This is a genomic window from Pseudomonas sp. TREG-RG-20F-10-E-6-01 (genome assembly GCF_022662455.1).
Lineage (GTDB): Bacteria > Pseudomonadota > Gammaproteobacteria > Pseudomonadales > Pseudomonadaceae > Aquipseudomonas.
Window position 1 is genome coordinate 27001 of sequence record NZ_JAKNQP010000002.1, and the last position, 25973, is coordinate 52973.

General features: G+C 61.2%; 23 protein-coding genes, 4 tRNA genes and 1 pseudogene. 6 read left to right on the forward strand and 22 right to left on the reverse strand.

Translation table 11 applies throughout. From position 1 onward, the window contains the following. The first annotated feature begins 33 nt into the window (after positions 1 to 33). The 3 genes from L8K08_RS06495 (at position 34) to L8K08_RS06505 (ending at position 2551) form a co-directional block, all read left to right on the forward strand. Complete coding sequence (locus tag L8K08_RS06495; RefSeq protein WP_242195157.1) at positions 34 to 705, forward strand: heavy metal response regulator transcription factor; 672 nt, start codon at positions 34 to 36, stop codon at positions 703 to 705. Then, on the forward strand, positions 702 to 2102 hold the full coding sequence (locus L8K08_RS06500) for a heavy metal sensor histidine kinase (RefSeq protein ID WP_242195160.1): 1401 nt from the start codon (positions 702 to 704) through the stop codon (positions 2100 to 2102). The genes L8K08_RS06495 and L8K08_RS06500 overlap by 4 nt, the downstream gene beginning before the upstream one ends. 203 nt (positions 2103 to 2305) lie before the next feature. Further along, the gene (locus tag L8K08_RS06505) at positions 2306 to 2551 is read left to right on the forward strand and encodes a hypothetical protein (RefSeq protein ID WP_145165831.1); all 246 of its coding nucleotides are present in this window, start codon (positions 2306 to 2308) and stop codon (positions 2549 to 2551) included. A gap of 15 nt (positions 2552 to 2566) precedes the next feature. Here L8K08_RS06505 and pcp read toward each other — a convergent pair whose 3' ends face one another. From pcp to L8K08_RS06530, 5 genes are all read right to left on the reverse strand, one after another. After that, a complete protein-coding gene (gene pcp / locus L8K08_RS06510; protein ID WP_242195163.1) occupies positions 2567 to 3211 on the reverse strand; it encodes a pyroglutamyl-peptidase I in 645 nt (214 codons plus the stop codon). Positions 3212 to 3219: 8 nt separating this feature from the next. After that, the gene (locus L8K08_RS06515; protein WP_145165829.1) at positions 3220 to 4170 is read right to left on the reverse strand and encodes a DUF979 domain-containing protein; all 951 of its coding nucleotides are present in this window, start codon (positions 4168 to 4170) and stop codon (positions 3220 to 3222) included. Next, complete coding sequence (locus L8K08_RS06520) at positions 4167 to 4883, reverse strand: DUF969 domain-containing protein (RefSeq protein WP_242195166.1); 717 nt, start codon at positions 4881 to 4883, stop codon at positions 4167 to 4169. Before L8K08_RS06520 ends, L8K08_RS06515 begins: the two co-directional genes overlap by 4 nt. Positions 4884 to 5124: 241 nt before the next feature. After that, positions 5125 to 5550, reverse strand: a complete 426-nt coding sequence (locus tag L8K08_RS06525; protein ID WP_242195169.1) for a GNAT family N-acetyltransferase — start codon at positions 5548 to 5550, stop codon at positions 5125 to 5127. Beyond that, positions 5517 to 5954, reverse strand: coding sequence for an ROK family protein (locus L8K08_RS06530; RefSeq protein WP_242195172.1), 438 nt, complete (start codon positions 5952 to 5954; stop codon positions 5517 to 5519). The genes L8K08_RS06525 and L8K08_RS06530 overlap by 34 nt, the downstream gene beginning before the upstream one ends. Positions 5955 to 5960: 6 nt before the next feature. Between L8K08_RS06530 and L8K08_RS30340 the strand changes: the two are divergent. After that, positions 5961 to 6072 (forward strand): annotated as a pseudogene (locus tag L8K08_RS30340) (iron dicitrate transport regulator FecR); the annotation flags it as partial. A gap of 75 nt (positions 6073 to 6147) precedes the next feature. Next, a complete protein-coding gene (locus L8K08_RS06535) occupies positions 6148 to 7578 on the forward strand; it encodes an MFS transporter (RefSeq protein WP_347340997.1) in 1431 nt (476 codons plus the stop codon). A 627-nt stretch (positions 7579 to 8205) separates the two neighbouring features. On the opposite strand, the gene L8K08_RS06540 is transcribed toward L8K08_RS06535, so the two are convergent. After that, positions 8206 to 8282, reverse strand: a tRNA-Val gene (locus L8K08_RS06540). Between the two features lie 184 nt (positions 8283 to 8466). Here L8K08_RS06540 and L8K08_RS06545 point away from each other — a divergent pair. Continuing rightward, entirely contained in the window at positions 8467 to 9750 is a 1284-nt protein-coding gene (locus tag L8K08_RS06545; RefSeq protein ID WP_242195176.1) for an FAD-binding oxidoreductase, read from the forward strand. Between the two features lie 158 nt (positions 9751 to 9908). On the opposite strand, the gene L8K08_RS06550 is transcribed toward L8K08_RS06545, so the two are convergent. The 16 genes from L8K08_RS06550 to leuB form a co-directional block, all read right to left on the reverse strand. Next, positions 9909 to 9985 (reverse strand) — tRNA-Asp (locus tag L8K08_RS06550). A gap of 105 nt (positions 9986 to 10090) precedes the next feature. Next, positions 10091 to 10167 (reverse strand) — tRNA-Asp (locus tag L8K08_RS06555). Between the two features lie 55 nt (positions 10168 to 10222). After that, a tRNA-Val gene (locus L8K08_RS06560) sits at positions 10223 to 10298 on the reverse strand. Positions 10299 to 10405: 107 nt separating this feature from the next. Then, entirely contained in the window at positions 10406 to 11170 is a 765-nt protein-coding gene (locus tag L8K08_RS06565; RefSeq protein WP_242195180.1) for an SDR family oxidoreductase, read from the reverse strand. Between the two features lie 11 nt (positions 11171 to 11181). Then, positions 11182 to 12393 carry an O-succinylhomoserine sulfhydrylase gene (locus L8K08_RS06570; RefSeq protein ID WP_099583998.1) on the reverse strand — a complete coding sequence of 404 codons (1212 nt, stop codon included), beginning with the start codon at positions 12391 to 12393 and terminating at the stop codon, positions 11182 to 11184. Positions 12394 to 12458: 65 nt separating this feature from the next. Then, a complete protein-coding gene (gene purF / locus L8K08_RS06575; RefSeq protein WP_058426877.1) occupies positions 12459 to 13964 on the reverse strand; it encodes an amidophosphoribosyltransferase in 1506 nt (501 codons plus the stop codon). 41 nt (positions 13965 to 14005) lie between these two features. Beyond that, positions 14006 to 14563 carry a CvpA family protein gene (locus L8K08_RS06580; RefSeq protein WP_003192538.1) on the reverse strand — a complete coding sequence of 186 codons (558 nt, stop codon included), beginning with the start codon at positions 14561 to 14563 and terminating at the stop codon, positions 14006 to 14008. Positions 14564 to 14817: 254 nt separating this feature from the next. Beyond that, positions 14818 to 15489, reverse strand: a complete 672-nt coding sequence (locus L8K08_RS06585) for an SPOR domain-containing protein (protein WP_242195182.1) — start codon at positions 15487 to 15489, stop codon at positions 14818 to 14820. Continuing rightward, complete coding sequence (folC, locus tag L8K08_RS06590) at positions 15473 to 16780, reverse strand: bifunctional tetrahydrofolate synthase/dihydrofolate synthase (RefSeq protein ID WP_242195185.1); 1308 nt, start codon at positions 16778 to 16780, stop codon at positions 15473 to 15475. The genes L8K08_RS06585 and folC overlap by 17 nt, the downstream gene beginning before the upstream one ends. Further along, complete coding sequence (gene accD / locus L8K08_RS06595; RefSeq protein ID WP_106576687.1) at positions 16777 to 17697, reverse strand: acetyl-CoA carboxylase, carboxyltransferase subunit beta; 921 nt, start codon at positions 17695 to 17697, stop codon at positions 16777 to 16779. The genes folC and accD overlap by 4 nt, the downstream gene beginning before the upstream one ends. 243 nt (positions 17698 to 17940) lie before the next feature. Further along, positions 17941 to 18573: a phosphoribosylanthranilate isomerase gene (locus L8K08_RS06600; protein WP_242195188.1), complete on the reverse strand. Its 633-nt coding sequence runs from the start codon at positions 18571 to 18573 to the stop codon at positions 17941 to 17943. 64 nt (positions 18574 to 18637) lie between these two features. Continuing rightward, on the reverse strand, positions 18638 to 19462 hold the full coding sequence (truA, locus tag L8K08_RS06605) for a tRNA pseudouridine(38-40) synthase TruA (RefSeq protein ID WP_106576685.1): 825 nt from the start codon (positions 19460 to 19462) through the stop codon (positions 18638 to 18640). Positions 19463 to 19696: 234 nt separating this feature from the next. Further along, entirely contained in the window at positions 19697 to 22291 is a 2595-nt protein-coding gene (locus L8K08_RS06610; RefSeq protein WP_242195191.1) for a FimV/HubP family polar landmark protein, read from the reverse strand. A gap of 161 nt (positions 22292 to 22452) precedes the next feature. Further along, positions 22453 to 23463: an aspartate-semialdehyde dehydrogenase gene (locus tag L8K08_RS06615; protein WP_242195194.1), complete on the reverse strand. Its 1011-nt coding sequence runs from the start codon at positions 23461 to 23463 to the stop codon at positions 22453 to 22455. 239 nt (positions 23464 to 23702) lie between these two features. Further along, positions 23703 to 24815 carry an aspartate-semialdehyde dehydrogenase gene (asd, locus tag L8K08_RS06620; RefSeq protein WP_058412147.1) on the reverse strand — a complete coding sequence of 371 codons (1113 nt, stop codon included), beginning with the start codon at positions 24813 to 24815 and terminating at the stop codon, positions 23703 to 23705. A 64-nt stretch (positions 24816 to 24879) separates the two neighbouring features. Next, a complete protein-coding gene (gene leuB / locus L8K08_RS06625) occupies positions 24880 to 25962 on the reverse strand; it encodes a 3-isopropylmalate dehydrogenase (protein ID WP_021491199.1) in 1083 nt (360 codons plus the stop codon). Between the last annotated feature and the right edge of the window lie 11 nt (positions 25963 to 25973).

Sequence of the window (25973 nt, forward strand, 5' to 3'; positions counted from 1 at the left end):
ACTTGCGCCACGCACAGAACCAGGGCACTTCCCATGAATATCCTTGTAGTCGAAGACGAACCCAAGGCCGGCAATTACCTGCTCAATGGGCTGCAGGAACTGGGTTACTCCGTGAGCCTTGCCCGTGACGGTGTGGACGGGTTGCACCAGGCGCTGGAAACGTCATTCGACGTGATCGTGCTGGATGTGATGATGCCGAAAATGGACGGTTGGGAAGTGCTGCGCCGCCTGCGCAAGGAGGCCGACACGCCGGTGCTGTTTCTCACCGCCCGCGACGACATTGCCGACCGCATCAAGGGCCTGGAACTGGGTGCCGATGATTACTTGATCAAGCCGTTCTCCTTCGCCGAGCTGGTCGCGCGTTTGCGCACCTTGACCCGCCGCGGCCCGAGCCGCGAAGAAGAACAGCTGCACATCGCCGACCTGCAGATCGACGTGCTCAAACGCCGCGTCACCCGCGCCGGCGCGCGCATTACCCTGACCAATAAAGAGTTCGCCCTGTTGCATCTGTTCGCGACCCATCAGGACCAGGTGCTGTCACGTTCGATGATCGCCTCGCGGGTCTGGGACATGAACTTCGACAGCGACACCAATGTAGTCGACGTCGCCGTAAGGCGCCTGCGCCTGAAAATCGACGACCCGTTCCAGCTCAAGTTGATCCACAGCGTGCGGGGCATTGGCTACCGCTTCGACACCCAGCCATGAACAACCGCCGCCACTACTCGCTGACCCTGCGACTGGCGCTGATCTTCGCCCTGCTCGCCTTTGCCCTGCTGGCCACCCTGGGCGTGGCGCTGTACCGCGAACTTGAGCGTGAACTGATCAAGCGTGACGATGCCGCGCTGATCTATCGCGCCGACCAGTTGCGCAACCTGCTCAACGACAGCAACACCCTGGACCTGATCAAGACCAAGCCGGAGCTGTTCCGGAACATGCTGGGCAACAGCGAGTCGGTGCTGAGTATCGCGGCGCCGGGGCAGAAGCCGTTATTGCTGGTCAACCCGGGCAACATTGAAATGCCGAACGTAATGCCCGTGCCAAAGGACCATGAACTGGGCTTTTCCGACGTGCACCACTTACCTGGAGTGAACGGCGTACCCTTCGCCACCGTCGCCGCTTCCATTGATTCCGGAGACCTGGGAAGCCTGCAAGTCACCACGGGACGCTTGATGACCGAACGGACCGCCATGCTTGCCAGCTATCGCCTGAGCGTATTTATCCTGGCCAGCATCGCGGCGATTATCCTCGCCCTGGTCGGTTACCTGCTGGTGTACCGAGGCCTGCTGCCGCTGCGGCGCCTGGCCACACACGCCCAAGGCATCGGCGTGGGTAACCTTACCGAACGACTCGACAGCCACGGTGCGCCGAAAGAACTTCTGCCGATGATCGACTCTTTCAACACCATGCTCGAGCGGCTGGCCAAGGGTTTTGTGCAACTGGGCCAGGTGTCTACCGACATGGCCCACGAACTGCGCACGCCGATCAATAACCTGCTGGGCGAAACCCAGGTCGCGCTCCAGCAGAGCCGCAGCATCGAAAGCTATCAGCAATTGCTGGCCTCCAATGTCGAAGAGCTCGAACGCCTGGCACGGATGCTCGACAACATGCTGTTTCTCGCCCGCACCGATCCGGCCAGCGCCTTGCGCCAGCGCCAGGAGCTGAGTGCGGCGGATGAAGTGCAACGCATGGCTGATTACTTCGAAGGGTTGGCGAGCGATGTGAATATCAGCATCCTCGCGCAAGGCGAAGGCGTGATCTGGGCTGAACCGATGCTGCTGCGCCGGGCGCTGGCAAATCTGTGTGCCAATGCCATCAAATACGGCGCCCCCGGTTCGGAGCTGGTGATTCAAGCCACGCCAAATGCCGAAGGCATCCGCCTGAGCGTCAGCAATCAGGGAGAGACCATCCCCGCCGAACACCTGCCCAGGCTGTTCGAACGGTTTTATCGGGTGGACGAATCGCGGGAACGCTCGGCCCAGTCCAACGGGCTGGGTTTATCGATCGTCGCGACCATCATGCAGCTGCATAACGGCCGCTACAGCGTCACCAGTGAAGGCGCATTGACATGTTTTGAGCTGATTTTTCCGAAGCGGGAACACTGAGCAGTGCGTGCCAGAACCCTGGTGTTATTTTGCAAAGTTTTGTAGGTCGCAGCCGTTCCCATCTGCCTCTACTCTTGCCCAGAGCGCTCTCTCAGATCATTCAAAACAGGTGTCACGCTTTGGAGAACAAACAGCATCAATCAGGCGGGACGAACACGCTGACTCAGGGTAGAGCCGGTGCAGGTAATAACGGAGATTCTGGTATGGAAAAACGCTTGGGTTTACTGGAAAAAGGGCTGGCTGACATGAAAGAGAAGCTGATCGCCGTTTCGAACAGGGCAGAAGCCATTGAAAGGCACTCCACCACCCATGAAAAACACTATGCAACCCGCGCGGACCTGGCAACCACAGAGCTGAACCTGATCAAATGGTATGTGGCCACTGCGTTCGCGATGACGGGGTTGGCCTGCGCCATTACTTTCGGGCTGACCCGAGCGTTGGCCGGTTGAGGCAAGCCTGGCAGGTCAACTGACCTGCCCACCGGTTTGCACGATATCCACCTGCGTATCCCACGCCGCCTGTAGCGCAACCCGCAAACCTTCAACCATTGTCACCAGTGCCATGGAGGGCTGCGCCGCACCAGAGACCTGATCCGGCAGGCTTGGGGGTACGTGGATAAAGCCACTGCGTATCGCCGTGCCGGCCAGGGCATGCTGCAACAGGTAAAACACCTGATTACACACAAAGGTCCCCGCCGTCTGTGATACCGACGCCGCGATCCCGGCCTCGCGCACAGCCTTGACCATCGCTTTGATCGGCAAGGTCGTGAAGTAGGCCGCCGGCCCCCCGACCACCACTGGGGTATCGACCGGTTGGGCCCCCAGATTGTCAGGGATGCGTGCGTCGTTCACGTTGATCGCCACCCGCTCCATGGAGAAATCGCTACGGCCGGGGGCGAGGCCTGTGGCAATCACCATCACCGGGTCAAATTCGGCGATCAACCGCGTCAGGCACGCCCCCGCCGTGGCAAACGCACAGGGCAGTCGACGCGCCACAATGTGCACATCTTCGCTCAGTCGCACGCCGTCCAACTGGCGCGATGCCTCCCAGGACGGGTTCATCAGGTCCTGGTCAAAGGGCTCGAAGCCCGTCAGCAACACAGTTTGCATTTTTGGCCTCACATCAACAGGTAGAGCAGCACGATATTGACCACCAGCATCATCAACGCCGTCGGCAGTTGAGCCTTGATCACTGCGTTCTTGTCCGGCAACTCCAGCAACGCCGCCGGGACGATATTGAAGTTGGCAGCCATGGGCGTCATCAACGTGCCGCAATAGCCGGAGAACATGCCGATTGCCGCCATCACCGCCGGGTTACCGCCATACACGCCCACCAGCACCGGTACGCCGACACCGCCGGTCATCACCGGAAACGCCGCAAAGCCGTTACCCATGATCACCGTGAACAGCGCCATACCCAGCACGTAGACCATCACCGCTACCAACTTGAAATCAAGGTTGATGTAGGTAGTGGTGACATGCGCAACGGCCGTGCCCACTCCGGCTTCATTAAACAATAGCCCCAGCATTGCAAGCATCTGCGGCAACACCATGGCCCAGCCGAGGGCCTCGGTCAGGCGCCGGGATTCACGCAAGGCTTGCACCGGTGTATCGCGGGTCAGCCAGCAAGCCAGGCCGAGGGCGATCAGACAGCCGATGCCCAAGGATACAAAGGTGGTGTTTTTCGGGTCCAGCAGCGGTACGCCGCCGATCTCGGTGTGTTTGAGCAACACCGAACCAATCACGGTGGTCAGGGGAATGGCCAGCGCGGGAATAAACAATTTATGCCCCAGGCGCCCGGCGCTCGCGCGGGAGGCCTTATCATGCAGTTCGGCATGCTTGCCGCGGCCGACGCCACCCAAGCCTGCGATCAGCGCCATCACCACCACGCCGACACCAATGACCACCGACGGCAAGCGCTCCCCCACCAGGAATGGAACGGCAAACAAGAGCCAGAACAGCGCGGTTGACCAGCGTTTGGGATGGGTGCGATCCAGCAGGATCATTCCTGCAGTTATCAGCAATAGAACACCGGCAAGCCAGTACAGGTACTCAATGGAGATGATCATTGTGCAGCCTCCACCGGCGTGGCGGCGGGCGTCATCTCGCGCGTAAGCCTGCGATCAAACCGGTGCAGGCGAATGGCGTGGATGATAAAGGCGCAAATCGCCGTCGGAATGCCCCACACCGCAATGTGCAGTGGCTCCACATCAATCCCCGAACCCAGCAGGAAGGTGTGCATCAACGCGATCGCACCAAAGGCGACAAAGATGTCCTCACCGAAAAACAGCCCGACGTTATCGGTTGCCGCACACATGGCCAACACTTTGTGGCGCAACGTATCCGGCAGTTTGCCGTAGCGTTTTTCCGCCGCCCCTTCGGCCATGGGCGCCAGCAACGGCCGCACCATTTGCGGATGCCCGCCCAGGCTGGTCAGGCCCATGGCGGCGGTGGACTCGCGCACAAACAGGTAGATGATCAACAGGCGCCCGACCGTGGCTCGCTCGAAACGCGCGATCCAGTTTTGTGCATGCAGGCGCAGGCCATGGCGCTCCAGCAGGCCAATGACAGCCAGGGGCAATAACAGGATCAGTTGCAGCGCGCGGGTCTGAAGGAAACCATCACCCATGCTGGCGAGAATTTTTTCCAGCGGGAAGTGGGCAGCCAGCCCGGTGGCAATGGCGGCGGCGGTGACCACCAACAGCGGATTGAAGCGCAAGACGAAGCCAACCACGATGACAAGTACGCCGATCAACGGCCATAGGTTCACAACAGTTTGCATGACGAAGAGGTCCTTGAATGCGCGCTGCGGCGCCATTACAGCAGGATGTGAACAAAGGGTTCACAGCATGAAAGTGGCATGCAGCCCGGCGCGGTTTTTATTGTTGACCCGATAGGTCGAGCGTCAGTGGCGGCAACTTTGCTGCCTGGGGGCGGGAGGTGTCCAACAAGAAAAATTGTTGCTGCAAACCAATAAATTTTGTGGGTGATTGGCGCCGGGCGATCCGGCGCCGTACGAAAATTCAGCCGAGGCGTTTCTGGAAAAAGTGCCGCTGGTGACCCGCCGGGTAATCAGCGATATGGCCAAATTCACTGAAGCCCAGCTTTCGATAAAACCCCGGCGCCTGGAAGCTGAAGGTGTCCAGCCAAATCCCGACACATTGCCGCTCACGGGCCAACTCTTCGGCGGCGCGCATCAACCGCGTGCCGGTACCTTGGGTACGCATCTGATCCGGGATGCTCAACAGCTCAATGAACATCCATCCGTAGGAAATTTTTCCACAAAGGCCACCGACAACCTCTTGTGTAGCGGGGTCTCGCAACAAAATCCCGATGGTTTCGAACGCCATGTTGCCCGTGTGACTGAGGTTGTACGCCCTCAGCGGTTTGAGGATGGCCTCACGCTCCTGCGCCGTTACGTCGAACGACACTTCCATTGCCACTTCCATAGCGTGCTCCCTGTCATGAATTGAGTCGGCGACCAGTATGCAGGCTTACTGCGGCTTGACCAGCCTCGTAATCCGGGCTGATCTGCGCCAGGATCATCAAGGCTGCCGCCCCCAATGCCACTGCGTCCTGCCCTGCGACCCCAGGTGCTCCAACACCCTTGGTTACCGCAGGAACACGCCTTGCCACCCGGAATCACCGTCGTGTGCCCGATCTCACCAGCATTGTGCCAGTGGCCGGAATACCGGTAGTTACACAGGTACAAACCGGCACCGAGACCGCTGCCGATAAACAGGTGCACAAAATTCGTCAGCTCGCTGGCGACGCAATAGAGGCGTTCAATTGTGATTGATCGCGGCGCGGAACGGCTTGCGAAGGCCTGTTGCCCAGCGTGCCGACCGCACATGCGCTACTGGAGCCCTTCACGATGATCCAAGGGTTCTATGTGAGCGCAGCTGGCTGTGACGCGCGGGCGCAATCCGGATCAGCCGCGGTATTTGAAGAAGGTGGCGCAGACGCGGTAATTCGAGCGTGCGGGCCCAGGGCTGACCCGGTATTGTCGAGTGCGATCGACCTTCACTGAAAAAAGGCCAACACCGGTGACTTCATCCGTTAAACCTGTTTCAAGCGTGCAAACCCGTTTGATCGCCCTGGTGGTCGCCGTGACCTTTTTCATGGAGAACCTCGATGCCACCGTCATCGCCACCGCCTTGCCCACCATGGCGTCCGCGTTCGGGGTCACGGCGGTCGACATGAATATCGGCATCACCGCGTACATTCTTGCCGTGGCGATCTTCATCCCGCTGTCCAGTTGGATCGCCGACCGTTTTGGCGCACGCCGGGTGTTCGCCGGTGCGATCATCATCTTCACCCTGGCTTCGCTGCTTTGCGGGTTGAGCCAAAGCCTTGAGATGTTCGTGATCGCCCGGGTGCTGCAAGGCGTAGGCGGCGCGCTGATGGTGCCGGTGGGGCGCCTGGCGGTGCTGCGCAATACCGACAAAAAAGACTTGGTGAACATGATTGCGGTGATCACCTGGCCTGGGCTGGTCGCGCCGATTCTAGGGCCGTTGGTGGGTGGTTTGATCGTGACCCACGCAACGTGGCCGTGGATTTTTTACGTAAATCTGCCTCTGGGAGTGCTGGCCCTGGTTGCCGCATTGTGGCTTGTGCCCAAGGGGCGCGAGGCCAGCGTACGGCGATTCGATGCCAAAGGCTTTGTGCTGCTGGCAGGTGCGTGTGTGGCAGTGCTGGGCGGGCTGGAATGGCTGGGCAACCAGACCAGCGAAACGCTGATCCCGGGTTTTGTACTGGTGGCCACGGGCACGTTGCTCGCGGCATGGGCCGTGCGTCATTGCCGCCAGCATGCCGAACCGTTATTACCGCTTCAGACCCTGTCCATCGGCACCTTTCGCGTGAGTATTCTTGGCGGGTCGCTGTTCCGTCTCGCCATCAGCGCCCTGCCCTTTCTACTGCCCCTGTTGTTTCAAGTGGGTTTTGGCCTTTCTGCGGTGGATGCCGGCTTGCTGGTGCTGGCGGTGTTTGCCGGCAACCTGGTAATGAAACCCTTCACGACGCCCATCATGCAACGCTTCGGGTTTCGCCCGGTGCTGCTGGTCAATGGCGCTATTGGCGTCGCATTGGTTGCAACCTGTGCCTTGTTCACGGTGCAAACGCCCTTACCGCTGATTGCGGCCGTGCTGTTCGTGGGTGGGCTGTCACGGTCGATGCAGTTTACTTGCTACAACTCAATCGGCTTCGCCGACGTCCCCAAGGCGCAGATGAGCGAGGCGTCGGCGCTGTTCAGCATGGCGTTCCAGCTGGCGATGGGTCTGGGGGTCTCCATGGCGGCGCTATTGTTACGAGCGTCGATGGCTGTGCAAGGGCACGCCGTGCACGCGGCTGTCGGGGACTTTCGGGTGGCCTTCGTGGGCGTGGCGCCGCTTGGGCTCGTGGGATTGATTGACGTGTATCGTTTACCGATGGGCGCCGGCGAAAACGTGCTGAATCGCGCTAAAACGACGGGACCGTGAAGAATCCTGTTCCAGGCCTATACTCACTTGAGCTGTTGCGCGTTTTGCGCACCGCTCACGGCAGTATTGCCGACCAAGAGGTAGCCGCTATGTACGCAGGACAAATGAATATGACGACAACAAATGGTGAAATACGCTGCCAGATGGTTGTTCAAATCATCTGCCTTTTGTCGGTTGCCACGCTGTTCTGCTGACCCATCAGTACTGCCTGCCTTTCAACCTCCGCTTCGTATAACCGAGCGGGGGCCGCGTTCGCGCTGAAGATCTTAAATAATAGGCCTCAAGGCCTTGAACACCCCGCCAGAACATTCAAGGCCTTGGCGTATCGGGCCAGACGCGCGCGTAGCTCAACAAACAGGCGAAAGCCGAAAATAAAGCCGACAACGACAAACCAGATGGATAAATAGGTGAGCTTCTCCGCGCCGGTCGAATCGCGCCCACACCGGTATCGGCTATTTTGAGTAAACCTCAATCACATCGACGCAGCGTGTGATCAGCACCGATGCACTCAGGGCGATTCGAACAAGAAGGCGGGCGCCGAACGGGGCGTGGGTAAATCGCAGACAACAAAAAAGGGCCCACCTTTCGGTGAGCCCTTCTAGACCGCCCAGCAGAGCGGATTTTGTTTGGTAGGCGCGATTGGACTCGAACCAACGACCCCCACCATGTCAAGGTGGTGCTCTAACCAACTGAGCTACGTGCCTGCTGTGAGGCGACATTCTACGGAATTCCGGAGGGGTGTCAACATCTTTTTTGCAGCTAACCCTATGAATATGCGAATTATTTATTTGCGTCGGGTGCACCGGTGATTTTCGGGTGGCTGGCAGGCAATTTTCAACTCAGGTAGGATCGGCGCACTCGTAAAAAATATAAAACAGAGGTTCCAGGATGGCGAACACCCCCTACCCCCAGTCGTATTACGCCGCGTCCGCGAATGCGGCACCGCCACGCCCGGTACTGCAAGGTGACGTCGAAACCGATGTGTGTGTGATTGGAGCCGGCTACACCGGCCTTTCCAGCGCGCTGTTTCTGCTGGAGAACGGTTTTCGCGTCACCGTGCTGGAAGCCGCCAAGGTGGGGTTTGGTGCGTCGGGCCGTAACGGCGGGCAAATCGTCAACAGCTACAGCCGCGACATCGATGTGATCGAGCGCAGCGTCGGCCCCAAGCAAGCGCAGCTGCTGGGGCAAATGGCGTTTGAGGGCGGCAGGATCATTCGCGAGCGCGTGGCCAAATATCAGATCCAGTGCGACTTGAAGGATGGCGGCGTGTTCGCCGCCCTCAACAGCAAGCACATGGGCCACCTGGAATCGCAGAAACGCTTGTGGGAACGCTACGGGCATACGCAACTCGAGTTGCTGGACGAACGCCGTATCCGCGAAGTGGTGGCCTGTGACAACTATGTCGGCGGCTTGCTCGACATGAGCGGCGGGCACATTCACCCACTCAACCTCGCACTGGGCGAAGCGGCTGCCGTTGAATCCCTGGGCGGCACGATCTACGAGCAATCGGCCGCGGTGCGCATCGAGCGCGGCGCGAACCCGGTGGTGCACACCGCCGAAGGCAAGGTCAGGGCCAAGTTCATCATCGTCGCGGGCAACGCTTACCTGGGGAACCTGGTGCCGGAGCTGGCGGCCAAATCGATGCCTTGCGGCACGCAAGTCATCACCACGGCACCGCTGGGTGATGAACTGGCCAAGACGCTGCTGCCCCAGGATTATTGCGTCGAAGACTGCAACTACTTGCTCGACTACTACCGCCTCACCCGCGACAAGCGCCTGATCTTCGGCGGCGGCGTGGTGTACGGCGCACGTGACCCGGCCAACATCGAAGCGATCATCCGCCCGAAGATGCTCAAGGCCTTCCCGCAGCTCAAGGACGTGAAAATCGATTACGCCTGGACCGGCAATTTCCTGCTGACCCTATCGCGCTTGCCGCAGGTGGGTCGTCTGGGCGACAACATCTATTACTCACAAGGCTGCAGCGGCCATGGCGTGACGTACACGCACCTGGCAGGCAAGGTGCTGGCGGAGGCACTGAGAGGTCAGGCGGAGCGTTTTGATGCGTTTGCCGACCTGCCGCACTACCCGTTCCCAGGCGGGCAACTGCTGCGCACGCCGTTTGCGGCGCTGGGCGCCTGGTATTACGGGTTGCGGGACAAACTGGGGGTCTGAGTACGCAGTGGGAGCCGGCTTGCCGGCTCTTGCAGCAGAAAGCCAAATCGCAGAAACAAAAAACCCCGGTCTTTCGACCAGGGTCTTTGCTATCGGATCAAAGTCAGCCAAGGGCTTTCTTTGTGCTTCAAGGCGTTCAGTGGGCCTTGAGGCAGATATGGCGCAGCGGACGGGACTCGAACCCGCGACCCCCGGCGTGACAGGCCGGTATTCTAACCGACTGAACTACCGCTGCGTATCGCTTGACCAGCTGAGCGTAAACCCTCAACCGTCTTTAAACATCTGATCGATCAGCCTGGGCTGTTCAATCTCAAGCTCGACATGTCGAACCTGGAAAATATGGCGCAGCGGACGGGACTCGAACCCGCGACCCCCGGCGTGACAGGCCGGTATTCTAACCGACTGAACTACCGCTGCGCGTCGGTGCAACCTTTAACGTTGCGTCTTGCCCTAGGGCAAAACTCTCAAGAAGTGGTGGGTGATGACGGGATCGAACCGCCGACCCTCTGCTTGTAAGGCAGATGCTCTCCCAGCTGAGCTAATCACCCTTTGCTTCGTTGAGGCCGCGAAATTTACGCAGGTAGCGGACCTAAGTCAATAGCCTGCTTGAAGTTTTTCAGAAAAAGACAAAATTGCTTCAAGACGGCGATCTGCCCTACTCGCTGTAAATCATCTTCTTGCTCATGCCACCGTCCACCACAAACTCTTGCCCGGTGACAAACCCCGCCTGGCGCGACAGCAACCACGCCACCATCGCCGCCACGTCTTCAACCGTACCCACCCTGCCCGCCGGATGCTGGGCATGGTCGGCATCCGTCAAAGGGTCGGCACGTCGGGCCGCCGGATCACGCGCATCGATCCAGCCAGGGCTGACGGCATTGACCCGCACCTCCGGCCCCAGGCTCATGGCCAAGGCATGCGTCAGGGCCAGCAGGCCGCCCTTGCTCGCCGCATAGGCCTCGGTGTCCGGCTCCGACTGACGCGCCCGGGTCGACGCCAGGTTGACGATGGCACCGCCATGGGCACGCAGGTACGGCGCGCAGTGCTTGGCCAACAGCATCGGCCCACTGAGATTCACCGCCAACACGCGATTCCAATACGCCAGGTCGAGGCTTTCCAGGGTGATATTGCGCGGGTCGGCCACGGCCGCGTTGCACACCAACGCGTCCAGCCGCCCGAACTGCCCCAGTACTTCTGCGACACCTTGGGCCACTTGTTTCTCGTCGGCGACGTCCATGGTGATAAACCAGGCATTGTCGCCCAGCACCTTGGACACCTTGGAGCCGCGCTCGCGGTCCAGGTCGGTCAACACCACTTGCCAGCCTTCGCTGATCAGCCACGCCGCGATCCCGAGACCAATGCCCCGCGCCGCGCCCGTCACCAGTGCGACGCGGCCGTTACCGACCGCCGCAGCATCCATGGACCACTCGATCACAAGGCCGCCAGCCCGCGGGCCAGGTCTGCCTGCAAGTCGGCCACATCTTCCAGGCCCACCGCGATGCGGATCAGGCTGTCGCGAATGCCGGCCGCTTCACGCTCTTGCGGCGCCAGGCGACCATGGGAGGTGGTGCTCGGGTGCGTGATGGTGGTCTTGCTGTCGCCCAGATTGGCGGTGATCGAAATCAAGCGAGTGGCGTCGATAAAGCGCCAGGCACCCTCTTTGCCGCCCTTCACTTCGAAGCTGACCACGGCGCCGAAACCACGCTGCTGGCGCTGGGCCAATTCGTGTTGCGGGTGGCTCTTGAGGCCGGCGTAGTGCACTTTCTCGATGCCATCCTGCTGCTCCAGCCACTCGGCCAGGGCCTGGGCATTGGCGCAATGGGCCTTCATGCGCAGACTGAGGGTTTCCAGGCCCTTGAGGAAGATCCAGGCGTTGAACGGGCTCAGCGTCGGGCCAGCAGTGCGCAAGAAACCCACCACTTCTTTCATCTGCTCGCCACGCCCAGCCACCACGCCGCCCATGCAACGGCCCTGGCCGTCGATGAACTTGGTCGCCGAGTGCACGACGATGTCTGCGCCCAGCTTCAACGGCTGCTGCAATGCAGGCGTGCAGAAGCAGTTGTCGACCACCAGCATCGCGCCCTTGGCGTGCGCCACTTCGGACAATGCGGCGATGTCCACCAACTCGGCCAGCGGGTTGGACGGCGACTCGACGAACAGCAATTTGGTGTTGGCCTTGATCGCCGCGTCCCAACCGGACAGGTCTGCCAGCGGTACGTAGTCCACTTCAATACCGAAGCGCTTGAAGTACTTCTCGAACAGGCTGATGGTTGAACCGAACACGCTGCGTGAAACCAATACATGGTCGCCAGCGCTGCACAAGCTCATCACAACGGCGAGGATGGCCGCCATACCGGTCGCCGTGGCCACCGCCTGCTCAGCACCTTCGAGGGCCGCAATACGCTCCTCGAACGCACGGACAGTCGGGTTGGTGTAGCGCGAGTAGACGTTGCCCGGCACTTCACCGGCAAAACGCGCAGCGGCGTCGGCGGCGGTGCGGAACACATAGCTGGAGGTGAAGAACATCGGGTCGCCGTGCTCACCCTCCGGGGTACGGTGCTGGCCGGCGCGCACAGCCAGGGTATCGAAAGCTACGCCATCGAGGTCGCTGTCCAACCGACCGGCATCCCATTCCTGACTCATGCTGCGACTCCTTACTCAATTCTTTATTTAAGATACAAAACCGGCCCCTCAGGGCCGGTGTTTACTCAGTTGTTGTACAGATCGATGATCGCGCTGACCGCCTGGGTCTTGATCTTCGACGAGTCGTTGCGCGCCTGTTCGATCTTGTTCAGGTAAGCCTCGTCGACATCGCCGGTCACGTACTTGCCGTCGAACACGGCGCAATCGAACTGCTCGATCTTGATCTTGCCGCCACCAACCGCTTCGATCAGGTCCGGCAGGTCCTGATAGATCAGCCAATCGGCGCCGATCAGGTCGGCCACATCCTGGGTCGAACGGTTGTGGGCAATCAGCTCGTGGGCGCTCGGCATGTCGATACCGTACACGTTCGGGTAACGCACAGCTGGCGCAGCAGAGCAGAAGTACACGTTCTTGGCACCCGCTTCACGGGCCATCTGAATAATCTGCTTGCACGTGGTGCCACGTACGATGGAGTCGTCCACCAGCATCACGTTCTTGCCGCGAAATTCCAGCTCGATTGCGTTGAGCTTCTGGCGGACCGACTTCTTGCGCGCCGCCTGGCCCGGCATGATGAAGGTACGGCCGATGTAGCGGTTCTTGACGAAACCTTCGCGGAACTTGACGCCCAAATGGTTGGCCAGCTCCAGCGCAGCGGTACGGCTGGTGTCCGGAATCGGGATTACCACGTCGATGTCGTGCTCAGGACGCTCGCGCAGGATTTTCTCGGCCAGCTTCTCGCCCATGCGCAGACGCGCTTTGTATACCGAAACGCCGTCGATGATCGAATCCGGACGCGCCAGGTAGACGTGTTCGAAAATGCACGGGGTCAGTTTCGGCGCAACAGCGCACTGACGGGTGTGCAGCTTGCCGTCTTCGGTGATGTACACCGCTTCGCCCGGGGCCAGGTCGCGGATCAGGGTGAAGCCCAACACGTCCAGGGACACGCTTTCGGAGGCGATCATGTACTCGACGCCTTCGTCGGTGTGACGCTGGCCGAACACGATCGGGCGAATGCCATGCGGGTCGCGGAAACCGACGATGCCGTAACCGGTGACCATGGCCACGACCGCGTAACCACCGACGCAACGGTTGTGCACGTCAGTCACGGCGGCGAACACGTCTTCTTCGGTTGGCTGCAGCTTGCCGCGCTGGGCCAGCTCGTGGGCGAACACGTTGAGCAGCACTTCCGAGTCGGAACTGGTGTTGACGTGGCGCAGGTCGGATTCGTAAATCTCCTTGGCCAGTTGTTCAACGTTGGTCAGGTTACCGTTGTGCGCCAGGGTAATGCCGTAAGGCGAGTTGACGTAAAACGGTTGAGCTTCGGCCGAGGTCGAGCTGCCCGCAGTCGGGTAACGCACATGGCCAATGCCCATGTGCCCGACGAGGCGCTGCATGTGACGCTGATGGAACACGTCACGCACCAGGCCATTGTCCTTGCGCAGGAATAACCGGCCGTCGTGGCTGGTCACAATACCGGCAGCGTCCTGGCCGCGGTGCTGGAGGACGGTTAGCGCGTCATACAGCGCCTGATTCACGTTCGACTTACCGACGATACCGACGATGCCACACATGCGACGCAACCCCTACTTAATGAATCTTGACTGAACACTGCTTACTGAGGCGTTTTGGCCGGCAAGAGGTGTTCCTTGAACGGAAGATCAGCGGGTACGCTGATTCCGCTGGCCAGCCACTGACTGCTCCACCCCAGAATGAGGTTCTTGGACCAATCTGCAACCAATAGAAATTTTGGCACGAGTACCGACTCCTGCCACCACGAATCCTGCTGTACCGGCCCCAGGCTCAACAGCCCGACCGCCACGACCACCAGCAACGCGCCACGCGCAGCGCCGAAGGCCATGCCGAGAAATCGATCGGTCCCGGAGAGGCCGGTGACACGTATCAACTCGCCAATAAGATAATTGACCATTGCCCCGACCAGCAGCGTGGCGATGAACATGATGGCGCAGCCCGCGATGACGCGAGCCGAAGGTGTCTCGATGTAACCGGCCAGGTAAACCGACAATGAACCACCGAACATCCAGGCTACGACTCCTGCGATGATCCAGGTCAGCAACGACAGTGCTTCTTTTACGAAGCCGCGGCTTAGACTGATCAAAGCGGAGATGGCGACGATTGCAACGATCGCCCAATCAACCCAGGTAAATGGCACAGTGCAGCCTACGTACGGATAAGGCGGCGCATTTTAGCAGAGCGCCGGGCTGTCGGTAAGCTGTGATTGCGGGTGCGTTGCAAATCAATGGGTTGAGTAGGGCGAAGGCCCCCTCAGGACCACCAAATACAATGTGGGAGGGGGCTTGCCCCCGATAGCGATGGGTCATTATCAGAGATGCTGACTGACCTACCGCCATCGGGGGCAAGCCCCCTCCCACATTGAGTGCATTCCAAGCTGAAACGGGGGTGAAATCAGCCGCGCTCAGGCTGAAAACGCACCACAAAACCATTCAGGTTCTGCTGGCGACCCAGCAAGTCGCGCAGACGATCGGCCTCGGCGCGCTCGATCAGCGGCCCGATAAACACCCGGTTCTTGCCATCGGCACTGCGGATATAGGCGTTGTAGCCCTGAGCACGCAGCTTTTTCTGCAAGGCTTCGGCGCTCTCGCGATTGGCCAGGCTGGCGAGCTGGATCGACCAAGTGATCGGCAGGCCATTGGGATCGATGCGGCTTTGACCAACGTCCGGCTTGCCCGGCGCGGCAGGTTGCGGCGCAACCGGCTTGGGCGCTGGTGCCGGCGCGGCCGGCTTGGCGGCAACCGCAGGCGCTGCCGGAGCGGGCGCAGGTGCAGACTTGACCACTGGCACACTCGGCTGCACCGGCATGCTCGGCGCCTGCTGCGCAGCCACATCCGCATCACTCGGCATAGGCTCCTCAGGCAACGCCTGCGGCTCGGGCACCACCACCGGCTCGACCTGAACTTGCGGTACCGTCGGAGCCTGGGGCGCAGCCGGCGCCTCAACAACTACCTGGCGCTGCTCGTCCTGACGCGAAAACAGCATCGGCAGAAAAATCACCGCCAACGCCACCAGCACCAGGGCTCCAACCATTCGCTGCTTGTATGCGCTATCCAGTAATGCCATGTGCAGCTTCCTCCGTGGAGCGCCGGGCCAACCACTCTAGCGCCTCGGCAACACAATAAAATGATCCGAACAACAGAATCTCGTCCTCGGCCGTTGCCACCGCACACTGCGCTTCAAACGCAGCGGTGACGCTTGCATACGACGCCACTGGCGCACCAAGGTTCTGCAAGGCCGTTTCCAATTCAGCGGCCGGCCGACTGCGCGGCGTATCCAGCGGCGCAACCGCCCAAGCCTGGACATTGTCCAGCAACGGCGCAACCACGCCGCCCAGGTCTTTGTCAGCCAACAGCCCGAACACCGCCAGGCGGCGACCCACCGGCGGCGTACGCGACAGGCGTTGTGCCAGGTACTCGGCGGCATGCGGGTTGTGCCCCACATCCAGCAGCACGTTCAGGCGCTTGCCCTCCCACTCGAAGGTGCGACGATCCAGGCGCCCGACCACCCGAGTGGCCAGCAATGTCGCGGCAATCTGCTCGGCATGCCACGGCAAATCCAGCAGCAGGTAAGCCTGCAACGCCAGCGCAGCGTTTTCCATGGGCAGGTTCAGCAGCGGCAGATCATGCAGCTCTACCACCTGGCCGCGCGCATCACGCCCACGCCATTGCCAATGTTGAGCACCGATGTCGAGATTGAATTCGCGGCCGCGCAGGTAAAACGGGCAATCCAGCTCGCGCACCTTGTCGAGCAAGGGTTGCGGCGGGTCCAGATCACCACACAGGGCAGGCTTGCCCTGGCGGAAGATCCCGGCCTTTTCATAGGCGACCGACTCGCGGGTATTGCCCAAGTAGTCGGCATGGTCGACGCCAATGCTGGTGACCAACGCCAGGTCGGCATCCACCACGTTGACCGTGTCCAGACGCCCACCCAGGCCGACTTCCAGGACAACCACATCCAATTGCGCACGCTCGAACAGCCAGAACGCCGCCAGGGTGCCCATTTCGAAGTAGGTCAGGGAAATTTCGCCGCGCCCGGCATCCAGTGCGGCGAAGGCTTCGCAGAGCTGCTCATCAGTGGCTTCTACACCATTGAGCTGCACCCGCTCGTTGTAACGCAGCAGGTGCGGGGAATTGTAGACACCGACTTTCAGCCCTTGGGCTTGCAGCAGCGCCGCGACAAAGGCACAGGTAGAGCCTTTGCCGTTGGTGCCGGTCACCGTGATCACACGCGGTGCCGGCCGGCCCAACCCGAGGCGGGCCGCTACCTGTTGCGAGCGCTCCAGGCCCATGTCGATGGCTGACGGATGCAACTGCTCAAGGTAGGCGAGCCATTCGCCCAGGGTACGTTGGGTCATAGGTTTGCAGGCACCGGCGGTACAACGATCGGTTCGACTTTAGGCGCGACGTACACGGGCGTCGGCAGACCCATCATTTGCGCCAACAGGTTACCCAGGCGTGGACGCAGCTCGCCACGGGCGATGATCATGTCAATCGCGCCGTGCTCCAGCAGGAACTCGCTGCGCTGGAAACCTTCCGGCAGTTTTTCGCGAACGGTCTGCTCGATCACGCGCGGGCCGGCAAAGCCGATCAGGGCCTTGGGTTCGCCGACAATCACGTCACCCAGCATCGCCAGGCTGGCGGAAACGCCACCATAGACCGGGTCAGTCAGCACGGAGATGAACGGAATGCCTTCTTCACGCAGACGCGCCAGTACCGCGGAGGTCTTGGCCATTTGCATCAGGGAAATCAGCGCTTCCTGCATGCGCGCGCCACCGGAGGCGGCGAAGCAGATCATCGGGCAACGGTTTTCCAGGGCGTAGTTGGCGGCACGTACGAAACGCTCACCGACGATGGCGCCCATGGAGCCGCCCATGAAGGAAAACTCAAACGCCGACACCACCACCGGCATGCCCAGCAACTTGCCGCTGACGGAAATCAGCGCGTCCTTTTCACCGGTCTGCTTTTGCGCGGCGGTCAGGCGATCCTTGTACTTCTTGCCATCGCGGAACTTGAGCCGGTCAACCGGCTCCAGGTCAGCGCCCAGCTCGGCACGGCCATCGGCGTCGAGGAAAATGTCGATGCGGGCGCGGGCGCCGATACGCATGTGGTGGTTGCACTTGGGGCAAACGTCCAGGGTCTTTTCCAGCTCCGGGCGATACAGCACCGCGTCGCAGGATGGGCACTTGTGCCACAGACCTTCAGGAACCGAGCTTTTCTTCACCTCGGAACGCATGATCGAAGGGATCAGTTTGTCTACTAACCAGTTGCTCATGCTTTCTTTCTCCAGTACCGGTGGCTTGAACACAGCCCCGCGTATGCCCTTGAGCTAAATTCATATGTGGCGATGACACAGGCTGGACGGGGTCAGACGTTCGACCAGCCACTTCCTGCCTGTATCCTCAGCCTTCCAGACAACCTGCAGCGCGGGTTGCCACTACATTTCCGGGCCTCCCGCAGGCGGCGCCGATGCTGTTTTACACAGTGGTAGTTATGGACGGCGGCAGACTGCGAGCCGTCACATCGCGCTACTGCTGTTGCGCACCGCTTGCATGAATGCGCGAATCTTGTGGTGATCCTTGATGCCCTTGCCCTGCTCCACCCCACCGCTGACGTCGACGGCGTACGGCCGAACCTGCTCGATGGCAGCCCCGACATTCTCGGGGTTGAGCCCGCCGGCCAGGATAATCGGCTTGCTCAGCCCCTCGGGAATCAGCGTCCAGTCGAATGCTTCGCCCGTACCGCCCGGCACGCCTTCGACATAGGTATCCAACAGAATGCCACGAGCGCCAGTATAGGCAGCACACGCGGCGGCGATGTCATCCCCGGCCTTGACGCGTAGCGCCTTGATATACGGACATTGGTAGCTTTCACACTCGTCGGGGCTTTCGTCGCCGTGAAACTGCAGCATGTCCAGCTGCACGGCATCCAGGGTTTCGTTGAGCTCGCAGCGACTGGCGTTGACGAACAAGCCCACGGTGGTCACGAACGGCGGCAACGCGGCGATGATTGCACGCGCCTGCAACACATTCACCGCCCGTGGGCTCTTGGCATAAAACACGAAACCGATGGCATCCGCCCCCGCCTCGACTGCCGCCAGCGCGTCTTCTATGCGGGTGATCCCGCAAATCTTGCTGCGAACGGCTGACATGTCGTAGAAACCTCAGGGGTTGAACCGAGAAAGTCCCGGATGGTAACAAAAGCTATTCCGGGCGTCAGCCGCCAAGTTCGCTGAAACCTGTGAGGAAGTGTGGCCCGATGAAACGATCCGGCAATTCGAACTCGTCGCGGTACTCCACGTCCACCAGATACAGGCCAAAAGGATGCGCCGTCACCCCACCTGTGCGGCGGATGCGACTTTCCAACACTTCTTTGGCCCACTCCACCGGGCGCTCGCCGGTGCCGATGGTCATCAACACGCCTGCAATATTGCGCACCATATGGTGCAGGAAGGCGCCGGCGCGGATATCCAGCACGATCATCTTGCCGTGACGGGTCACCCGCAGGTGATGGACTTCCTTGATCGGCGACTTGGCCTGGCACTGGCCGGCACGAAACGCGCTGAAATCATGCACACCGACCAAATGCTGCGCGGCCTCGGCCATGCGCTCGGCGTCCAGCGGGCGATGGTTCCAGGTGATTTCCTGGTTGAGGTGCGCCGGACGGATCTGGTCGTTGTAGATCACGTAGCGATAACGCCGGGCAATCGCCTTGAAGCGCGCATGAAAATGCGCAGGCATGACCTTGGCCCAGGTGACGCTGACGTCATGGGGCAAATTGATATTGGCGCCCATCACCCACGCTTTCATCGTGCGCTCGGCCTGGGTGTCAAAGTGCACTACCTGGCCACAGGCGTGCACACCGGCGTCGGTTCGCCCGGCGCACATCAGCGACACCGGCGAGTCGGCGACCTTGGACAAGGCATTTTCGAGGGTTTCCTGCACCGTCAACACACCCGAGGCCTGGCGCTGCCAGCCGCGATAGCGTGAGCCTTTGTATTCCACGCCCAGGGCGATGCGGTTAAAGCCTGCGGCCGCCATTTCGGCGGCCGCGTTATCTATATTTGCCAAGAACTGAGAGCCCGATGAGTTGCGCAAAGGCGGCCATTATAAAGGCGGCGCACGCATGAGGGGCGCTTTTGTTGCGAGGCCACACGCCAAACCAACTGTGGGAGCGGGCTTGCTCGCGAATGCAACGTGCCGGTCGCTCAATCAGCTAACCGGCACGTCACGCTCGCGAGCAAGCCCGCTCCCACACTGGTGTTACACCACCCTTCAGATTTTGCCGAGCATTTCCTTGGCTTCACCGCGCTGGGCTTCGTCGCCCTCAGTCAGCACTTCGGACAGGATGTCGCGCGCGCCGTCGGCATCGCCCATGTCGATGTACGCCTGGGCCAGGTCGAGCTTGGTGGCCACTTCATCGGTGCCAGAGAGGAAATCAAATTCCGGCTCATCAGCGCCCAACGCCGCATCTTCAGCGGTAAAGGAAGGCTCGATCGGCGGATGCTCGAGGCTCTGGGACAGGCGATCGAGCTCAGCGTTGACATCGTCCAGCTCGGACGTGAAGGCATCCGGCTTGGCGGCCGGCGGCGCTTGCGGTTCGTCAGCCAGGGACAGGTCGAAGTCTTCCGGCAGGTCGAAATCATCCAGTGCGGCAGGGGTAAGGGTCGGCGGCTCAACGGCCGGCACATCCTTCATCTGGTCTTCAAGGCCCGAGAGGAAGTCATCGTCCGATTGCGTGGACGACGGCGCGTCCAGCTGCAAGTCCAGATCGAAGTCCGACACATCATCCGGTGCAGGCTTGGCTTGCGTCTGGCGCTGCAGGACCGACTCGAAACTCGACTCATCCTTGGGGCTGACCACGGCCGGCGAAGCGGCTTCCAGATCGTCCAGGCTCAAGTCGAAATCCGTATCGAACGCGTCGGGTTCCGGGGCCGGTGCTGCCGGTTTGTCTTCGAGCAGGTTCTTCACGTATTGAGCGTCCAGCGCCGCCGCGGCCACCGCAGCACTGACGCCCGCGGCCAACACGGCCATGGCCGGGAAGCGACTCTTGAGCTGCTCGACCTGAGCGTGGTTTTCGCCCGTGGCCACCAGTTGACGCTCTTGCGTGACGAAGCCGTCCTTGTCGCTCTGCAGACCGTAGACTTCCATCAGCTTCAAACGCAGGTCACTGCGCTTGGGCTCGCGCTTGATCGCCTGCTCCAACACATCGGCGGCCTGATTCAGGTGACCACGGTCGATATGGGATTGAGCTTGTGCCAGCGCGTCGCTGGAGTTTACCGGGGCTACGGCGACCGCCAACGGCGCCAGCACGGAAGCCACGCTCGGCACCACGACAGGCTCAACCACGGGGGCAGGCGCTGGCGCAGCAGCCAGCTTGACGTTCGGCGGCGGCACTTCCAGGCCTTCGAAGCTGTCCGGTGGCAGGTCGTGATCCACACTCGGCGAGAACTGTGGCTCTTCAGCCAGCGCCCGCGCCATACGCAGGTGCTTTTCCTCTTCGAGGCGGGCGTTGCGGTGACGGGCCCACAGCAGCAGGAGCAACAACACCAGCAAGCCGGCAGCACCGCCGATGACCCCAAGGACAATCGGGTTGGTCAGCAGATCGTTGAATTTACCTTCGGTGGTGCTCGCCGGCGCGGCATCCGCCTTGATCGGCTCGGGCGTAGCCACCACGGCAGCCGGCGTCGCATCGGGTGCCGGCGCAGCCGCCGCAGTGGCCGCAGGCTCACCTGGCAGCTGCGCGGGGATGGTTGCTGTCGCGGGCGCAGTGCCCGGCACTGCCGGGTTACCGCCCTGAGCCTGCAACTTGGCCAGTTGATCGTTTTTCAGTTGAATCAGCTTTTGCAGCTTGTCCAGCTGGCTTTGCAGGTCGGCTGCGCGGCTTTTCAGCTCGGCATTGTCGCGGCGCGTGGTGTCCAGTTCTTCCTGGGTCATCGCCAGCTTGTCGCTCAACGCACGACCATCAGCGGCCCTGCCCTTTGCACCTTTCTTGGCGGACTCGGCCGACACCAGGCTCAAATTGTCCTTGGCATTGCTGCTCGAGGGCGCATCGCCTGCCTGGGTGCGCCGAGTGGCGTCGAGTTGCTGCTTGCCGGCGGCCTGATTATTGGCCGTGCGACGCCCCTGGCGCCAGGCGGCATTTTGCGCAGTGACTTCGGCAATCGCCTCCGGCTGCGGCAAGCTGGTGGCTTGCTGGCGATCCGGAAGACGCAGCACCTGGCCGGTTTTCAGGCGGTTGATATTGCCGTCGATGAAAGCATCAGGGTTGAGCGCCTGGATCGCCAGCATGGTTTGCTGGACCGATGCGCCGTTACGGTTCTTCGCGGCAATTTCCCACAAGGTATCGCGAGAAGTCGTGGTGTGCTGCGCAGCTTTGCTGACTGGGGGCGCCGTATTGGCAGGTGCCGACTGGGTCGGCGCACTCAAGCGCGGTGCAGGTGCGCTGGCGGTCGGTGCCGGCTGCTCGAACTTGGCCGGGTCGAGCAGCACACTGTAGTCGCGCATCAGGCGGCCGTTGGGCCATTGCACTTGAAGCAGAAAACGTACATAGGAATCAGGCAGCGGCTTGCTGGAGGTGACGCGCACCACACTGCGGCCATTGGGGTTGATCACCGGGGTAAACGTCAGGTCATTCAGAAACGCCTGGCGATCCACGCCGGCGTCCACAAACGCCTGGTCAGACGCCAGGCTCGGGGTGATCTCGGAGGCGGTGAGGCCGCCGACATCGAGCAATTCGATTTCCACCGCCAACGGCTGGTTCAACTTCGACTTGAGGGTCATCTCCCCAAGCTGCAGCGCCTGCGCCATACCGGAAGACAGCGCCGAGGCGGCCGCTATTGCTAACACCAGTTTGCGAACTTGAACCATAGCCTCATCCTTTGTTTGAACACTCCCCGGCCTGCGAGAAGGTTGGTAACCGCTGCCATAAGGCATGGCGAGCCGATAGGTTACCGACGCGCTTCTGTTTCGCTTGGGGCCAAGCATAGCGCCTGGCTAGAATCAATCTACAAATTGCCGCCAAGTATCTTTTACACAAGGCCTTTTATCAACAACTGCGCCAGCTGCACGGCGTTCAATGCCGCGCCCTTGCGTACGTTATCTGACGTCAGCCACAGATTTAGTTCCGCCGGGTCGTCAACGCCCGCACGCACTCGTCCAACGTAGACCACATCCTGGCCGACCGCATCCCCAACGGCCGTAGGGTAGTCGCCCTCTTCCACCAGCTCGATCCCCGGCGCTGCCTCCAGTGCACGGTTGACAGCGGCCAGGTCGACCGGCGCGCCCGACTGCAAAGACACTGTCAGGCTATCGCCAAAAAACACCGGGGCTTGAACGCAGGTTGCGGAAATCTTTAGCAGAGGTGTTTCCAGCACCGCGCGTAGTTCGTGTACGAGGCGTTTCTCCAAGGCTGTATGACCTTTGGCGTCAGGCGTGCCGACTTGCGCCAGCAGGTTGAAGGCCATCTGCCGATCAAAGAACTTCGGCTCCAGCGGGCGCACGTTCAGCAGCTCGGCGGTCTGACGGGCCAGCTCGCTGACGGCCTCGCGGCCCTGGGCCGAAACGGCCAGGTTGGCAGTGACGCTGACGCGCTGGATATCCAGCACGCCGCGCAACGGCGCCAGAACCACCGCCAGGTTGGTGGCGGACGGACTCGGGCTGCCGAGCTGGAAGGGCTTTTTCAGGCCCTTGAGAATATGCGCGTTGGCTTCCGGCACGACCTGAGGTGCCTGATCGGCCGGCAAGGCGCCGGAGAGGTCGATCACCGAGCAACCAGCCGCCGTGGCGCGTGGTGCGAAACTCAGGGTCACCGCCGGGCCTGCCGCGAAGAAGGCCAGCTGGGCTTTTTTGAAGTCGAACTCATCAACTTCCTTGACCCGCACGTTTTTGCCGCGAAACGGCACCGAGGCGCCGGCCGAGTTGCTGCCCGCCAGCAGATACAGGGTGCCTACCGGAAAATCCAGTTCTTCGAGAATCTGCACCAGGGTTTCACCCACGGTGCCGGTTGCACCGATCACGGCGATTTCAAAGGTCTGGGTCATGGTGGCTGCCTCGGGCATTGCGGGGGGAGCGGCACTTTACCGGGTGGTTGGGGGTGAGGCAATTGGGCTGGGCCCTGGGGTGAGGCTGATGGCCCCATCGCGGGCAAGCCCGGCTCCCACATTTTGATTTGTGAACACAGTCAAATGTGGGAGCTGGCTTGCCTGCGATGAGGCCCTCAAGAGCAATAAAAAACCCGCGCCTGTCACCAGAACGCGGGTTTCTCACTCACCAGCAGCGATCAACGCTCCAGCAAAATCCGCAGCATGCGACGCAGCGGTTCAGCCGCGCCCCACAGCAGTTGGTCGCCGACGGTGAACGCACCCAGGTACTGAGTACCCATGTTCAGCTTGCGCAGACGACCAACCGGTACATTCAGGGTGCCGGTGACCTTGGTTGGGCTCAGCTCCTGCATGCTGATGTCGCGGTTGTTCGGCACCAGCTTGACCCATGGGTTGTGCTGGCTGATCAGCCCTTCGATATCGGCGATCGGCACGTCTTTGTTCAGCTTGATGGTCAGCGCCTGGCTGTGGCAGCGCATGGCGCCGATGCGCACGCAGATGCCGTCCACCGGAATCGGGTTCTTGAAGCGACCGAGGATCTTGTTGGTCTCAGCCTGGGCCTTCCACTCTTCGCGGCTCTGGCCGTTCGGCAGTTCCTTGTCGATCCATGGGATCAGGCTACCGGCCAATGGCACGCCGAAGTTTTCGGTCGGGTAGGCATCGCTGCGCATGGCTTCGGCCACACGACGGTCGATGTCGAGGATCGCGCTGGCAGGGTCGGCCAGTTGATCAGCCACAGCGGCGTGGGTGGCGCCCATTTGCTTGATCAGCTCGCGCATGTTCTGCGCGCCGGCGCCGGAGGCCGCCTGATAGGTCATGGCGCTCATCCACTCGACCAGGCCAGCTTCGAACAAGCCGCCCAGGCCCATCAGCATCAGGCTGACGGTGCAGTTGCCGCCCACGTAGTTCTTGGTGCCAGCGTCCAGCTGCTGGTCAATCACCTTGCGGTTCACCGGGTCGAGGATGATCACGGCGTCGTCCTGCATGCGCAGGCTCGAGGCGGCGTCAATCCAGTAACCCTGCCAGCCGGCTTCGCGCAGCTTGGGGAAGACTTCGCTGGTGTAGTCGCCACCCTGGCAGGTCAAAATCACGTCGAGGGTTTTGAGCTCTTCAATGCTGTAGGCGTCTTTGAGCGGAGCAATATCCTTGCCCACGGACGGCCCTTGGCCACCCACGTTCGACGTGGTGAAAAACACCGGCTCAATAAGATCGAAATCCTGCTCTTCCAGCATCCGCTGCATGAGCACGGAACCGACCATACCGCGCCAACCGATCAGACCTACACGTTTCATCGCAACTACACCTTGTTAAAAAGTGGGCCGCCTTGCAGCAACAACTGCAAGCGGGCCCGAGAGATTACAGATTCCGCAGCGCGGCGACTACTGCGTCGCCCATTTCTTGCGTCCCAACCTTGGTGCAACCCTGCGACCAGATGTCGCCGGTGCGCAAACCCTGGTCCAGCACCAGGCTCACAGCCTTCTCGATCGCATCCGCCGCTTCACTCAGGTTGAAGCTGTAACGCAGCATCATCGACACCGACAAGATGGTCGCCAACGGGTTGGCAATGCCTTGGCCTGCAATGTCCGGCGCCGAACCGTGGCACGGCTCGTACATGCCTTTATTGTTGGTGTCCAGGGACGCCGACGGCAGCATGCCGATGGAACCGGTGAGCATCGACGCCTGGTCGGACAGGATGTCGCCGAACAGGTTGTCGGTGACGATCACGTCGAACTGCTTGGGTGCACGTACCAGCTGCATGGCGGCGTTGTCGACGTACATGTGGCTCAGTTCGACGTCCGGGTAGTCCTTGGCCACTTCTTCGACGATTTCGCGCCACAGTTGGCTGGAGGCCAGTACGTTGGCCTTGTCGACCGAGCAGACCTTCTTGCCGCGCACGCGGGCCATGTCGAAACCGACACGGGCGATACGGCGGATCTCGCTCTCGCTGTACGGCAGCGTGTCGTAGGCCTGACGCTCGCCATTTTCCAACTCACGCACGCCGCGTGGCGAGCCGAAGTAGATACCGCCGGTCAGCTCGCGCACGATCAGGATGTCCAGGCCCGCCACCACTTCCGGCTTGAGGCTCGATGCATCGGCCAGCTGCGGGTACAGAATCGCCGGACGCAGGTTGCCGAACAGGCCCAGTTGCGCGCGAATCTTCAGCAGGCCGCGCTCCGGGCGGATGTCACGTTCGATTTTGTCCCACTTCGGGCCGCCCACGGCGCCGAGCAGTACGGCGTCGGCAGCACGGGCGCGGTCCAGGGTTTCGTCAGCCAGGGGCACGCCGTGCTTGTCGATGGCGGCGCCGCCGATCACGTCGTGGCTCAATTCGAAGCCCAGGCTGTACTTGCTGTTGGCCAATTCCAGGACTTTGACCGCTTCGGCCATGATTTCCGGACCAATACCGTCGCCAGGAAGAATCAGAATCTGCTTGCTCATGCGTTCCTCGT